This is a genomic window from Nocardiopsis sediminis, from assembly GCF_042650565.1.
Classification (GTDB): domain Bacteria; phylum Actinomycetota; class Actinomycetes; order Streptosporangiales; family Streptosporangiaceae; genus Nocardiopsis_B; species Nocardiopsis_B sediminis.
In genome coordinates this window covers 418,273-430,943 of the sequence record NZ_JBHSBH010000007.1, presented here as the reverse complement: position 1 = coordinate 430,943, position 12,671 = coordinate 418,273, and the positions used below count along the sequence as shown (strand labels likewise).

Here is a 12,671-nt window from a genome sequence, read left to right as displayed (position 1 = left end):
CCGACGGCGCCCGGTTTGAGGTGGTTGGTCACATGAAGCGTGCTAGGGACGGCTTGTCGTAATCTCTACCGCATTGGGCGCCGTTCATGCCGACGAACAGTGTCTCGCTTTGTCGGAGTTATCGAGATCAGAGCGGCATCCGGTTCATGCACGAAATGTGTCTGCTTTGTTGCTCAGAGTGGCCGCATGTCCGGTTCTCTGTGCATCAAGGGCCAAAGTCGGCCTTGTTTCTTTCGTGATCAGTAGTTAACCGACGCCGCAACTGCCATGATCTGGCCGCAGGAGGGGGCGGCGTCCGGGGGGAAAGGGCGCCGTCATGGGAACGAAAGGCAGTACATCGTGCTCGATGCGGTCGATGCTGCGCTCATGAGAGCGCTTCAGGGGGACGGAAGAGCGACATACCAGGCGCTCGCCGATGGCGTGGGCCTGTCCCGGACGGCGGTGCGGGCCCGCGTCCGCAGGCTCGTGCGGGGGGGCGCCATCAGGATCGTGGGGGTCCTGCACGCCGGCGTCCTGGGGATGGAGGTGTTCGGGCACGTCTCGCTGCGCGTCACCGGGCCCGTGCGCCCGGTGCTGGAGCGGCTGGGCGCCCGCGACGCCGTCACGTTCGCGGCGCAGACGGCGGGGCGCTTCCCGGTGGTCGCCCACCTGCGGGTGCGCGACGACGACGCCCTGGCCGCGGAGCTCGCCGGGCTGCGCACCCTGCCCGGTGTCAACGGCGCCGAGGTCATCCGGGCCGGCGCCATCGTCAAGGACGCCTACACCAGCGTGCGCCCGCTGCGCGACATCCCGATCGACCCGCTGGACTGGCGGCTGGTGCGCCACCTCCAGCGGGAGGGGCGCGCCTCCTACGCCGAGCTCGCCCGCCAGGTGGGGCTCTCGCAGGCGGCGGCGCGGTCGCGGGTCGTGCGGCTGATCGATGCCGGCGTGGTGCACGTCACCGCGCTCATCGAACCCTCGGTCGTGGGGGCCAACGAGCAGATCGGGTTCGGCATCCGGTGCCGCGGGGACGCCGCCGCGCTGGCCCTGCGCCTGGGGACCCTGTCGGGGGTCTCGTTCCTGGCCACGGGCTTCGGGCGCTACGACATCATCGGCAGCGCCACCGCGCCCGACCGGCCCACCCTGGTCGACACGCTGGAGGCGCTGCGGTCGGGGCCCGACGTCACCTACGTCGAGACATGGGAGCATCTGACGGTGACCAAGGAGCGCCACCGCGGCGACGGCGGCCCGGTCGCGGCCGACCGGTAGCCGCGCCCGCCGCGCCCCCGGGACGGGGCGCGGCGGACCGCCGCGTGGCGCGCGACAGCGGGGGGAGCCGACGATGGCGGCGGGCGGGGTACTGCGGCTGCGCGGACACCGATTCGGGAGCGGGCGCCACGGTGTCATGGCGGTCATCAACCGGACCCCCGACTCCTTTTACGACCGCGGAGCCACCTACGCCTTCGGCGCCGCCCTGGAGGCCGCCGACGCCGCCGTGCTGCGCGGGGCCGACATCATCGACGTGGGCGGGGTCAAGGCGGGTTACGGCGAGCACGTGCCGGCCGCCGAGGAGATCCGGCGCACCGTCCCCTTCGTCGCCGAACTGCGGGCGCGCCACCCCGGCGTGGTGATCTCGGTGGACACCTGGCGCTCGGAGGTCGCCCGGGAGTGCGCCGAGGCCGGCGCCGACCTCATCAACGACACCTGGGCGGGCGCCGACCCCGATCTCGCGCGGGTGGCCGCGGAGTTCGACACCGGGCTGGTGTGCTCGCACAGCGGCGGCCTGGCACCGCGCACCGACCCCCACCGGGTGGCCTATGACGACGTGGTCGCCGACGTGCTGGCGACCGTGACCGCGCTGGCCGAGCGCGCCGTCGCGCTGGGGGTGCGCCCCGACCGGGTGCTCATCGACCCCACCCACGACTTCGGCAAGAACACCTACCACTCCCTGGAGCTGAGCCGCCGGATCGGGGAGCTGGCGGCCACCGGGTGGCCGGTGCTGGTGGCGGTCTCCAACAAGGACTTCATCGGCGAGACCCTGGACGCGCCCGTGGGCGGGCGCCTCTCCGGGACCCTGGCGGTGCTGGCGGTGGCGGCCTGGGAGGGTGCGGCGGTGTTCCGGGTGCACGACGCCGGTGCGGCGCGCGCGGCCCTGGACGCCGTGGCCGCGGCGGCGGAGCCCGGCGGGAATCTGTAACCGCCGGTAGCATTTCGGTCTTTTCCTGCGGTATGTCTTGCGTCACCCTGAAGTTACCCATGAGTATGTGAGGTGCCGGGTCGCATGGAGACCCCCTCGGCTCTCCCCACCCCGCCGCCGCCGGCCGATCCCCCTCCGCGCGGCGCCGCAGTGGACGCGGCGACCCGCGAGGCGCGCTGGTAATGGGAGGCTGACGTGGCGCTTGCGGAGACGTTGACAGCGGTGGGGACAGCGGTGCTGGCCAGGAACGGCGGCCTTCCCCTGGGATCGCACCTGTTCCCGGTCTGGCCCGGCGCGTCCTTCGCCGCCACCGCCCTGCCGGTGCGCTGCGCACCCGGCGACAACCTCGCCATCCACGTGGCCGTCGCCCAGGCGCCCAGCGGCGGCGCGCTGGTGGTCGACGTCGCAGGTGAGGCCGAGTACGGCTACCTCGACGAGATCCTCGCCGTCGCCGCCCGGATGCGCGACATCGCCGGGATCGTCCTCGACGGGTGCGTGCGCGACATCGGCGCCATCGCCCGCACCGGGCTGCCCGTCTTCAGCGCCGGGGTCGCCGTCCGCGAACCCGGGCACGACGCCGGGGGAGCGGTCGGCCGCGAGGTCCACCTGACCGGCGACCGCGGCCCCACCCCCGTGCGGCGCGGCGACTGGCTGGTCGCCGACGACGACGGCGTGGTGTGCCTGCCCCGCGGCCGGGTCGCCGGGATCGTCGCCGACGCCGTGGAATCGGCCTCCCACGACCGGCGGCTGCTCGACGCCCTCATCTCCGGCAAGAGCACCCTCGACCTGCTCAACCTCGACCCCACCCGGGTCGCCGGCTGGCAGGGAGCGGGGGTCGGCGCCGACCGTTCGGCGGAGCGCGCCGGGTAGGGGCCGGGCGCGGTGCCTCAGGCGGTGGAACCGCCGCCGTACAGGCGCGCCACCACGTCCTCGATGCCGGGTTCGCGCAGGGTGAGGTCCCGGATCTCATGGGAGCGGGCCACCTCGGCGATCACCGCCGCCGGGTTGGCGCTCAGCTCCAGCCACTGGCGCGGCCCCTCGACGCGGGCGCACCGCGCGCCGGCCACCTCGATCGGCGGCATCGGGGCTGCCAGGTCCACCACCAGGGTGCGGGGCGAGGGGGCCGTGGCGCGCAGCGCCTCCAGATCGCCGTCGAACGCCAGGCGCCCGTGGTCGATCACCAGTACGCGCCGGCACAGCCGCTCCAGGTCGCCCAGGTCGTGCGTGGTGAGCAGGATGGTGGTGCCCCGCTCGGCGTTGAGCCGGAGCAGGAACCCGCGGATCGCCGACTTGCTCACGACGTCGAGCCCGATGGTGGGCTCGTCGAGCACGAGCAGCCGCGGATCGTGCAGCAGCGCGGCCGCGAGGTCCCCGCGCATCCGCTGGCCCAGGCTCAGCTGGCGCACCGGCGTGCGCAGGAACGGCCCCAGGTCCAGCAGCTCGGTCAGCTCGGCCAGCCGCCGGGCGTGGCCGGCGGCCGGGACCCGGTACAGGTGCCGGGTCAGGGCCAGGCTGTCGCGCAGCGGCAGGTCCCACCACAGCGTGGTGCGCTGCCCGAAGACCACCCCGATCCGGCGCGCCAGGCGGGTGCGGTACCGCGACGGCTCCAGCCCGGTCACCCGCACCCGCCCGCGCGAGGGCGTGAGGATGCCGATGAGCATCTTCATGGTCGTGGACTTCCCGGCGCCGTTGGGCCCGAGGACGCCGGTCATCTCGCCCTCCTGCACGGTGAAGGCGATGTCGCGGACGGCGCTGACCGTGCGCCGGGTGCGGCGCAGCAGCGGGCCCTCGGAGAGGACGAAGTCCTTGCCGAGGCCGTCGGCCTCGATGGCGGTGGTCATGTCAGCTCCCGGTGGATCGGTAGTGGCGCAGGCCGGTCCGCCACACCGCCGCGGCGGCGGCCCACATCAGGACGGCCACCGCGGGCGGGGCGTAGCGCAGCCACGCGGGTAGCCCGAGGGGGTCGGGCAGGCCGAGGAGGAACAGGGCGGGCTGCCAGCTCACGAAGGCCAGGGGGACGGTGAAGGTCGCGGCGGTGGCGACGGCGCGCCCGTAGACGGCGAGGGGGTACTCGGTCAGCGCCTGCCCGCCGTAGGTGACCGAATTGGCGACCTGGCGCGCGTCGATGATGAAGAACTGTATGCATGCGCCGGTCACCCAGATCGAGCAGCAGATCACCGTGGCGGAGGCGATCAGCACCGGCAGCATCAGGACGCGCTGCACCGTCCAGTCGATGTCGAGGGCGGTCAGGGCCCAGCACAGGGCCGCCGCGCTGGGCACCACCTTGCCCAGGCGGCGCGGGGAGAACTCGTCGGTGGCGAGCTGGATGAGGGGGGACACCGGCCGGATGAGCATCGCGTCGAACGAGCCCTTGCGGATGTGCTCGCCCAGCCGCTCCACCGATCCCAGCAGGAAGTCGGCGAGGGAGAAGGCCAGCGCTGCGAGCCCGTAGACGAGGACCGCCTCGGCCACGCCGAACCCCGCCAGCCGCCCGGCGTGGCCGAAGGCGAACATCACCGCCGACAGCTCCGCGGCCATTGCCGCCGCCTGGGCGGCGGTGAGCAGCGCCAGCGACACCGGGTACTGCGCCAGCGCGCGGCACCAGGTCCAGGCCAGCCGGACGTAGGAGCGCAGCCCTTCGGCCGTGCCCGGCCGGGGGGCCACCACGGACTCAGCCACCCTGGACCACCACCCGCCGGGTGGCGCGCTCGGTCAGCAGCACCGACAGGGCCAGCAGGCCCACCGCCCACGCCGCCTGGAAGGCCAGCCCGCCCAGGGCGTCGCCGCCGGGCAGCGTGTCCTTGCCGAGCACGATCTCCACAGGGACCTGGACCAGCGCCGACCAGGGCAGCGCCCGCAGCAGCGACGCCAGCGGCTCGGGGTAGAGCACCAGGGGCAGCAGCATGCCCGAGCCGAACCCGCCGAGCACGACCGCCACCGCGGTGATGCCGCGGCCGTCCATGAGCCAGAACGCGGCCAGCGCGTAGAGGTAGCGCAGCCCGAAGCCGGTGAGCACCGCCAGCACCACGGACACCGCGCCGGCGGCCCAGCGCAGGGGGTCGCCGGGCAGGGCGAGGGGGAAGACCAGCAGCCCCATAGCGAAGGTCGGCACCCCGCGGAACACCACGTTGAACGCGGCCCGGCCGAGGTCGTGGGCCAGCCACCACGGGGTCAGGTGGGCGGGGCGCAGCAGGTCGACGGCGATCTCGCCGGTGCGGATCCGCGGGGCCAGGTCCAGCTCCGGGCCCATCATCGCGACCGGCCCTATGAGCGCCTGGGTGAGGTAGACGTGGGTGACGGCGTCGGCCGCGTCGTAGCCGTTGATCTGCGGCTGGGCGGAGAAGACCGCCAGCAGGACCGAGGCGTTGATGAGGCCGAAGACGCTGTTGGTGAAGACGCCGGCCGCCGTGGCGGCGCGATAACCGGAGTAGCGGCGCAGCCCGCAGGCGAACACCGCGAGATAGACCCGCACCGTGCCGTGTGCTCCTCGCATGAAAAGGGGACCAGAAGGCACGGCCCTGCGGCACAGGTCCGGGACGCCGGAGTGAGGACGCTACCACAGCCGGGCGCGCCGCCGGACCGGGAAGCGAGGACGCGATCGCGCAGAACAGATGGCCGCATCCGGCTACCGTGCGGCGCGGCGCCGCCACGCCGGGCAGACTTTGCCCCAAGCACGGCGGCGACAGGGACGAGGTGCCATGAGCGAGACCCCGGAGCGCTCGGCCACGACGGCGGACGGGCTGTCGGCGCGCGGGCGCGCGACCCGGACGCGATTACTGACCGAGGCGCGCACGGTGATCCTGTCGGGCGGCGGCAGCCTGGAGGTGGCCGAGGTCGCGCGCCGGGCCGAGGTGTCGGCCGGCCTGCTCTACCGCTACTTCGGCAACAAGAACGGCCTGGTCGCCGCGGTGGTGAACGAGTTCTACGACTCCTACGACGCCGAGGTCTTCGCCACCCGGATGAGCGGGCCGGGGAGCTGGACCCGGCGCGAGCGCGACCGTATGCGCCGCGAGATCGACTTCCTCTGCGACGACCCGCTGGGCCGGGTGATCGTCGGCCGCCGCCTGCGCGAGCCCGCCGCGGCGCAGGTCGACGCCGAGCGCCTGGCGCGCCAGATCGGCATCGCCGCCCGCAGCATCGCCAAAGGGCAGCGCGAAGGCGAGCTCGACGCCGCCGTGCGCCCCGGCTTCGCCGCGGCGGCGCTCCTGGGCGCGTTCCGCGAGCTCATGGCCGAGGCGCTGAGCGGCGGCGACGCCGACCCGCCCCGCGCCGAGCTGCTCGACGTCATGTGGCGGGCCGGGAGCAGCCTGCTGGTTCAGTCCCCGGCCAGGGACAGCAGTTCGTCGAGGTAGCAGGCGGCTTCGCGCAGGGCGCCGTCGGGGTCGGAGCTGCGGATGGCGTCGGTCAGCCGGCTGTGGTCGAGCAGGTCCCCCGAGGGCTGCTGGCCGTAGGCCGTGTGCGCGATGCTCTCGTAGACCACCTGGGCGATGTCGTCGTAGAGCTCGACCAGGAGGGGGTTGTGCGTCGCGTTGACGATGGCGCGGTGGAGCGCGAAGTCGGCCTCCACGAAGGCCGACATGTCGCGCTGCTGCCAGGCCGTGTCGCGCTGCGCCGTGGCCTGGTCGATGCGCGTGATGTCGTCCTCGGTGTGGCGGAGCGCGGCCAGGCGGGCGGCCTCCATCTCCAGTGCGCGCCGGACCTCCAGGTTCTCCCGGAGGCGCGAACGTTCCAGCCGCCGGCGCAGGGCGCCGCCGAGCTCGCTGGAGGCGCGGACGAAGGTGCCCGCGCCCTGCCGGATCTCCAGCAGGCCGGCGTGGGCGAGCGCCCGCACGGCCTCGCGCACGGTGTTGCGCCCGACCTCCAGTTGGTCGGAGAGCTCCGACTCGGTGGGGATGCGGTCGCCGACACCCCACTCGCCGGAGTCGATCTGTGCGCGTAACTGGCTGATGACCTGGTCGACCAGGCCGGTGCGACGCGTCGAGGCGAGGGGCACGCGGTTACCTCCTACGGTGTCGGCCGCGGGTCGGGCCGGGCGGCGATGCGTTCGGTTAAAGCCGGAGCTTAGACCAGTCACGCACGCGGAATGGCCCACGCCGCCGAATGCGTTACGCTCATGATGTAGATCCGGTCATCCTATGAATGCGAGGGCAGTGTGGCAAGCGTCACATCGTCGGGTGTGAAGGGCTCCGCTCAGATGCAGGAAACCGGTGCGCGCCGCCCGCGCCGCGTCGTCTGGCTGCTGATCGCGGGCGTCGCCCTGGCCGCGCTGAACCTGCGGACCGCGATCACCAGCGTCGGCCCCGTGCTCGGCGAGGTCACCGCGGGGCTGCACATGTCCGCCGCGCTCGCCGGCGTGCTGACCACCCTGCCCGTCCTGTGCTTCGCGGTTTTCGGTGCGCTCACCCCCGCGCTCGCCCGCCGCTTCGGCGAGCACCCGATGCTGGCCGCGGCACTGCTGGCGATCGCGGTGGGCGTGGGCACCCGGCCGCTCGCCGACGACCCGTGGCTGTTCCTCGCCCTGAGCACGATCGCGCTCGCGGGCGGCGCCATTGGCAACGTCCTGCTGCCGACCCTGGTCAAGCAGCACTTCCCCGATCGGGTCGGCGCCCTGACCACGGTGTACACCACCTTCCTCGCGCTGGGCAGCACCCTGGCCGCCGCCGGGACGGTCCCCATCGAGCAGGCCGGCGGCGACTGGCGGGTCGCCCTGGGCGTCTACGCCCTCTTCGCCCTGGTCGCCGCGGTCCCGTGGCTGCTGGTCCTGCGGCACGGGCCGCAGCGGTCCGGCTCCGCCCGCGCCCTGGGACTGGGGCAGGTCCTGCGCACCGCCACCGGCCGCTGGAGCGTGCTCTTCTTCGGAACCCAGTGCACCATCGCCTACATCCTCTTCGGCTGGTACGCGGAAATGCTGCGCGACAGCGGCATGAGCGCGGCGACCGCCGGCCTCGCCCTCTCCTACCTCACCGGGCTGTCCATCCCGCTCTCGATGGTCCTGCCGGGGCTCATGGCGCGCACCCGCGACCACCGCGGCTTCGTGGTCATGTTCTTCGGCTCCTACGTCATCGGCGTCGCGGGCCTGTGGGTGGCGCCGATCCAGGGCGTGTGGCTGTGGACCACCTTCATCGGGGTGGGCATGGCGACCTTCACCCTGGCGCTGACCTTCTTCGCGGTGCGCACGCGCACCGCGGCCGGGACCGCCGCGATGTCGGCGACCAGCCAGAGCATCGGCTACCTGATGGGCGGGCTGGGGCCGTTCCTGTTCGGCCTGCTGCGCGAGGTCACCGGCGGCTGGCACGCCCCGCTCGCCCTGTTCCTGGCGCTGGTCGTGCTGAACCTGGCCGCCGGGCTGAGACTGGGCAGACCCGGCCACCTGGAGGACGAGCTCGGCCCCGGCGCCGCCGCCGGCGCCGTCAGCCCGGAAGCCAGTCGACCCGCCCGATGAGGTAGACCGACCCCGCGAACGCCACGATGTCGATCAGCGCGTGCGCGACCACCAGGGGCATGACCCGGCCATAGCGCCGGTAGAACCAGCAGAACACCACCCCCATCACCAGGTTGCCGAAGAACATCCCGATGCCCTGGTAGAGGTGGTAGAAGGCGCGCAGCACCGAACTGGCGAGCACCGCAGCCACCGGCGACCAGCCCAGGCGCTCCAGGCGCAGCAGCAGGTAGCCGACCACGATGACCTCCTCCAGCACGCCGTTCTTGACGGCCTGGAGGACGAGCACCGGGACCTGCCACCAGTGGTCGTTGAGCGCGCTGGGGGCCACGGTCACCGTGAGGCCCAGCTGCCAGGAGACCAGGTAGACGACCAGCCCGCCGCCGCCGATCAGGGCGGCCAGCGCCGCCCCGCCCGCCAGGTCGCGCCCGGGGCGGCGCACGTCGAAGCCGATGGTGGTGGCCGACTGGCCGGTGCGGTGCAGCAGGTGGACCACCAGCGCGACCGGCGCCATGGCGAACACCAGCGAGTACACCTGGCGCGACAGGTCCAGCCACGGGCGCTGGGCGTCGGCCTGCGATCCGACCAGGCTCGCGGTCTGCTCGGCCAGCGACTGGGGCGCGGTCATCGACCCGATGAAGGAGATCATCGCGGACACCGCCGCGGCGCCCAGGGACAGCGCCAGCACGACCAGGATCTCCCCGCGCAGCAGCTGCGGGGTGAGCGGGGCGGGCGCCGGATGCGCGGACGGCGCCCTGGCCGGGCGCTCGCCGTCGCCGGAGGCGGCGGATGCGGGTTCGGAGGTGCGTTCGGCCATGGTGCAGATCATGCTAGCCGGTGCCGTGAGGTGCGCTCCGGGGCCGAGCGGGAAGCCGCCGCCGCGCCCCCGCAGGCTGAGCGGGAAACCCGATCGAGCAGATGACAAATGGCGCCGCCGGCCTCGCGGGTGACACGGGGCCGCGAGGCCGGCGGCGGGCGGTGGCCCGCTCCGCCCCAGCCACGAAAGCGGGGCGGGCTACCGCTGGGGAGGGAGGAACCAGGTCAGTGAGCCGCTGAGAACTGGTCCTCTTCCGTGGAGCCGGTGAGGGCGGTGGTGGAGGCGTCGGGGGTGATCGCCGTGCTCACCTTGTCGAAGTAGCCGGTGCCGACCTCGCGCTGGTGCCGGGTCGCGGTGTAGCCGCGGCCCTCGTCGCCGAACTCCGCCTCCTGCAACTCGACGTAGGCGCTCATGCCGGTCTCGGCGTACCCCTTGGCCAGGTGGAACATGGAGTGGTTGAGGGAGTGGAACCCGGCCAGCGTGATGAACTGGAACTTGTAGCCCATGTGGCCCAGTTCGCGCTGGAACTTGGCGATGGTGGCGTCGTCCAGGTGCCGCCGCCAGTTGAAGGAGGGCGAGCAGTTGTAGGCCAGCATCTGGTCGGGGTACTCGGCCTTGATCCGCTCGGCGAACTGCCGGGCGACCTCCAGGTCGGGCGTCGAGGTCTCCATCCACAGCAGGTCGGAGTAGGGGGCGTAGGCCAGGCCGCGCGCGACTCCGGCCTCCAGGCCGTTGCGCACGCGGTGGAAGCCCTCGGCGGTGCGCTCCCCGGTGATGAAGGGGCGGTCGCGCTCATCGACGTCGCTGGTGATCAAGGTCGCCGACTGGGCGTCGGTCCGGGCGATCACCAGGCTGGGGACGCCCGCGGTGTCGGCGGCCAGGCGGGCGGCGTTCAGCGTCCGGATGTGCTGGCCGGTGGGGATGAGCACCTTGCCGCCCAAGTGGCCGCACTTCTTCTCGGAGGCGAGCTGGTCCTCCCAGTGCACGCCGGCCGCGCCCGCCGCGATCATGCTCTTCATCAGCTCGAAGGCGTTGAGCACGCCGCCGAAGCCGGCCTCGGCGTCGGCGACGATCGGCGCCAGCCAGTGCGGGGCGTCGTCGTCGCCCTCGGACCAGGTGATCTGGTCGGCGCGCAGGAGGGCGTTGTTGATGCGGCGGACGACCCGGGGCACCGAGTCGGCGGGGTAGAGGCTCTGGTCGGGATAGGTCTGGCCGGCCTGGTTGGCGTCGGCGGCGACCTGCCAGCCGGACAGGTAGATCGCCTTCAGCCCGGCGCGGACCTGCTGGACGGCCTGGTTGCCGGTGAGGGCGCCCAGGGTGTTGACGTAGTCCTCGCTGTGCAGGAGGTCCCACAGGCGGGTGGCGCCGAGGCGGGCCAGCGTGTGCTCCTCGGTGACCGATCCGCGCAGCCGCACGACGTCCTCGGCGGAGTAGGTGCGGGTGATGTCCGCCCAGCGGGGGTCGGTCTCCCATTCCCTGCGCAAGGCCTCGGCGGCGTCGTGCCGCTGCCCGGTGGTGCTCATGATCCGTACCGCCTTCGTGCTCGTCCCCTGGAAGGTCACCCGGCTGGAGACCCCGCGGCCGGCGTCTGGGGCGGCGCCGTCCGGAGGGGTTCCCCGCCGGTGAGTACGATTCTTCGCAAAGTTCCAGCGTTTTTCGAGGCCAGATCACGTGAAGATCGGACATTCTTTCCGTACTATGAACGGATGGCGTACTTTGGGACTGAAGAAATACCCTCTTTGCCGGGCGACCTCGACCTCGTGACCTTCGGCCAGCGGCTGCGGCACCTGCGCCGCACGCGCGGCATGACCCTCTCCGATCTGGGGGAGCGCGTGGGCCGGGCACCGTCCCAGCTGTCCCTGCTGGAGAACGGCAAGCGCGAGCCCAAGCTGTCCCTGCTCACCGCGCTCGCCCAGGCGCTGGGGGTCTCGGTCGAGGAGTTACTCTCCCGCCAGCCGCCCAGCCGCCGCGCGCAGCTGGAGATCGCGGTCGAGGAGGCGCAGCGCGACCCCGTGTACCAGTCGCTCAACCTGTCGCGCCTCAAGGTGGGCAAGCGGGTCCCCAACGACGTGCTGGAGCACATCGTCGGACTCTACGACGAGCTCAAGCGGCGCAGCGTCAAGCCCACGGCCACGCCCGAGGAGGCCCGCCGGGCCAACGCCGACCTGCGCCGGCAGATGCGCGAGCGCGGCAACTACTTCGAGGGCATCGAGCAGGCCGCCCAGGAGACCCTGGACGCGGTCGGCTACAGCGGGGGCGCGCTGTCGCAGGGCCAGATCCTGGCGATCGTCACCCACCACGGGTTCACCCTGCGCTACGTGCAGGACCTGCCCCGCTCGGTCCGGTCGGTCACCGACACCCGCAACCGGCGGCTCTTCCTCAAGCGCGAATCGCTGGGCATGCACAGCCCGCGCACCATCCTGCTCCAGACGCTGGGCCACTTCGTCCTCGGCCACAGCCAGCCGCGCGACTTCGCCGACTTCCTGCGCCAGCGGGTCGAGGCCAACTACTTCGCCGCCGCCGTCCTCATCCCCGAGAACACCGCCGCGCCCTACCTCCAGGAGGCCAAGAAGGCGCGCGAGCTGTCGGTGGAGGACCTGCGCGACGTCTACTCGGTGTCCTACGAGATGGCCGCCCACCGGTTCACCAACCTCGCCTACCGCCACCTCGACCTGGTCTGCCACTTCATCCGCAACGACGAGACCGGGATCATCTACAAGGCCTACGAGAACGACGGCCTCATCTTCCCGACCGACGACACCGGCGCGATCGAGGGGCAGCGCATGTGCCGCTACTGGTCGGGCCGGCAGGTGTTCGCCTCGCCGGACCGGCACTCGATCTACTACCAGTACACCGACAAGCCCAACGGGACGCACTGGTGCGTGGCCCACGTCGACCCCAGCCGCGAGCGCAACTTCGCGGTCACCCTCGGGGTGCCCTACAAGGAGTCGCGCTGGTTCCGCGGGCGCGAGACCACCAACCGCACCAAGTCCAACTGCCCCACCGGTGAGTGCTGCGTGCGTCCGCCCGCCGACCTCGCCGCCCGCTGGGAGGGGCAGGTGTGGCCGTCGGCGCGCGCCCACTCCCACGTGCTCTCGGCGCTGCCGTCGGGCACGTTCCCCGGGGTGGACGAGACCGACGTGTACACGTTCCTGGAGCGCTACGAGGAGCTGTAGTCGGCGGCCCTGTCACGGCCGGGGTGGCGTTGTGCCGGCGCGCGCCCGGCGTTACCGTTGGTA

12 protein-coding genes are annotated in these 12,671 nt (G+C 72.7%); 6 read left to right on the top strand and 6 right to left on the bottom strand.

The genetic code is table 11. The features are described 5' to 3' along the window. The first annotated feature begins 339 nt into the window (after positions 1-339). The 3 genes from ACFOVU_RS10995 (at position 340) to ACFOVU_RS10985 (ending at position 3,046) form a co-directional block, all read left to right on the top strand. A complete protein-coding gene (locus tag ACFOVU_RS10995) occupies positions 340-1,248 on the top strand; it encodes an Lrp/AsnC family transcriptional regulator (RefSeq protein ID WP_378532492.1) in 909 nt (302 codons plus the stop codon). Between the two features lie 73 nt (positions 1,249-1,321). Further along, entirely contained in the window at positions 1,322-2,176 is an 855-nt protein-coding gene (gene folP, locus ACFOVU_RS10990) for a dihydropteroate synthase (RefSeq protein WP_378532490.1), read from the top strand. A gap of 195 nt (positions 2,177-2,371) precedes the next feature. Next, positions 2,372-3,046: an RraA family protein gene (locus ACFOVU_RS10985; protein WP_378532488.1), complete on the top strand. Its 675-nt coding sequence runs from the start codon at positions 2,372-2,374 to the stop codon at positions 3,044-3,046. Between the two features lie 17 nt (positions 3,047-3,063). On the opposite strand, the gene ACFOVU_RS10980 is transcribed toward ACFOVU_RS10985, so the two are convergent. The 3 genes from ACFOVU_RS10980 to ACFOVU_RS10970 are packed head-to-tail and all read right to left on the bottom strand — an operon-like array spanning position 3,064 to position 5,648. Beyond that, entirely contained in the window at positions 3,064-4,017 is a 954-nt protein-coding gene (locus ACFOVU_RS10980; RefSeq protein ID WP_378532486.1) for an ABC transporter ATP-binding protein, read from the bottom strand. A gap of 1 nt (position 4,018) precedes the next feature. Continuing rightward, positions 4,019-4,855, bottom strand: coding sequence for an ABC transporter permease (locus ACFOVU_RS10975; RefSeq protein ID WP_378532484.1), 837 nt, complete (start codon positions 4,853-4,855; stop codon positions 4,019-4,021). Next, positions 4,848-5,648, bottom strand: coding sequence for an ABC transporter permease (locus ACFOVU_RS10970; protein ID WP_378532482.1), 801 nt, complete (start codon positions 5,646-5,648; stop codon positions 4,848-4,850). The genes ACFOVU_RS10975 and ACFOVU_RS10970 overlap by 8 nt, the downstream gene beginning before the upstream one ends. Positions 5,649-5,874: 226 nt before the next feature. Between ACFOVU_RS10970 and ACFOVU_RS10965 the strand changes: the two genes are divergently transcribed. Beyond that, on the top strand, positions 5,875-6,528 hold the full coding sequence (locus tag ACFOVU_RS10965) for a TetR/AcrR family transcriptional regulator (RefSeq protein ID WP_378532480.1): 654 nt from the start codon (positions 5,875-5,877) through the stop codon (positions 6,526-6,528). On the opposite strand, the gene ACFOVU_RS10960 is transcribed toward ACFOVU_RS10965, so the two are convergent. Next, a complete protein-coding gene (locus ACFOVU_RS10960) occupies positions 6,492-7,169 on the bottom strand; it encodes a FadR/GntR family transcriptional regulator (protein WP_378532478.1) in 678 nt (225 codons plus the stop codon). The two genes, ACFOVU_RS10965 and ACFOVU_RS10960, sit on opposite strands and share 37 nt — an antisense overlap. 201 nt (positions 7,170-7,370) lie before the next feature. On the opposite strand from ACFOVU_RS10960, the gene ACFOVU_RS10955 reads away from it, so the two are divergent. Further along, a complete protein-coding gene (locus ACFOVU_RS10955; RefSeq protein ID WP_378532476.1) occupies positions 7,371-8,618 on the top strand; it encodes a CynX/NimT family MFS transporter in 1,248 nt (415 codons plus the stop codon). Here the strand turns inward: ACFOVU_RS10955 and ACFOVU_RS10950 are convergent. Beyond that, the gene (locus tag ACFOVU_RS10950) at positions 8,587-9,432 is read right to left on the bottom strand and encodes a CPBP family intramembrane glutamic endopeptidase (protein ID WP_378532474.1); all 846 of its coding nucleotides are present in this window, start codon (positions 9,430-9,432) and stop codon (positions 8,587-8,589) included. The two genes, ACFOVU_RS10955 and ACFOVU_RS10950, sit on opposite strands and share 32 nt — an antisense overlap. 224 nt (positions 9,433-9,656) lie before the next feature. Continuing rightward, entirely contained in the window at positions 9,657-10,955 is a 1,299-nt protein-coding gene (aceA, locus tag ACFOVU_RS10945) for an isocitrate lyase (RefSeq protein WP_378532472.1), read from the bottom strand. Between the two features lie 216 nt (positions 10,956-11,171). Between aceA and ACFOVU_RS10940 the strand changes: the two genes are divergently transcribed. Next, on the top strand, positions 11,172-12,608 hold the full coding sequence (locus ACFOVU_RS10940; RefSeq protein ID WP_378532470.1) for a helix-turn-helix domain-containing protein: 1,437 nt from the start codon (positions 11,172-11,174) through the stop codon (positions 12,606-12,608). Positions 12,609-12,671 lie beyond the last annotated feature (63 nt).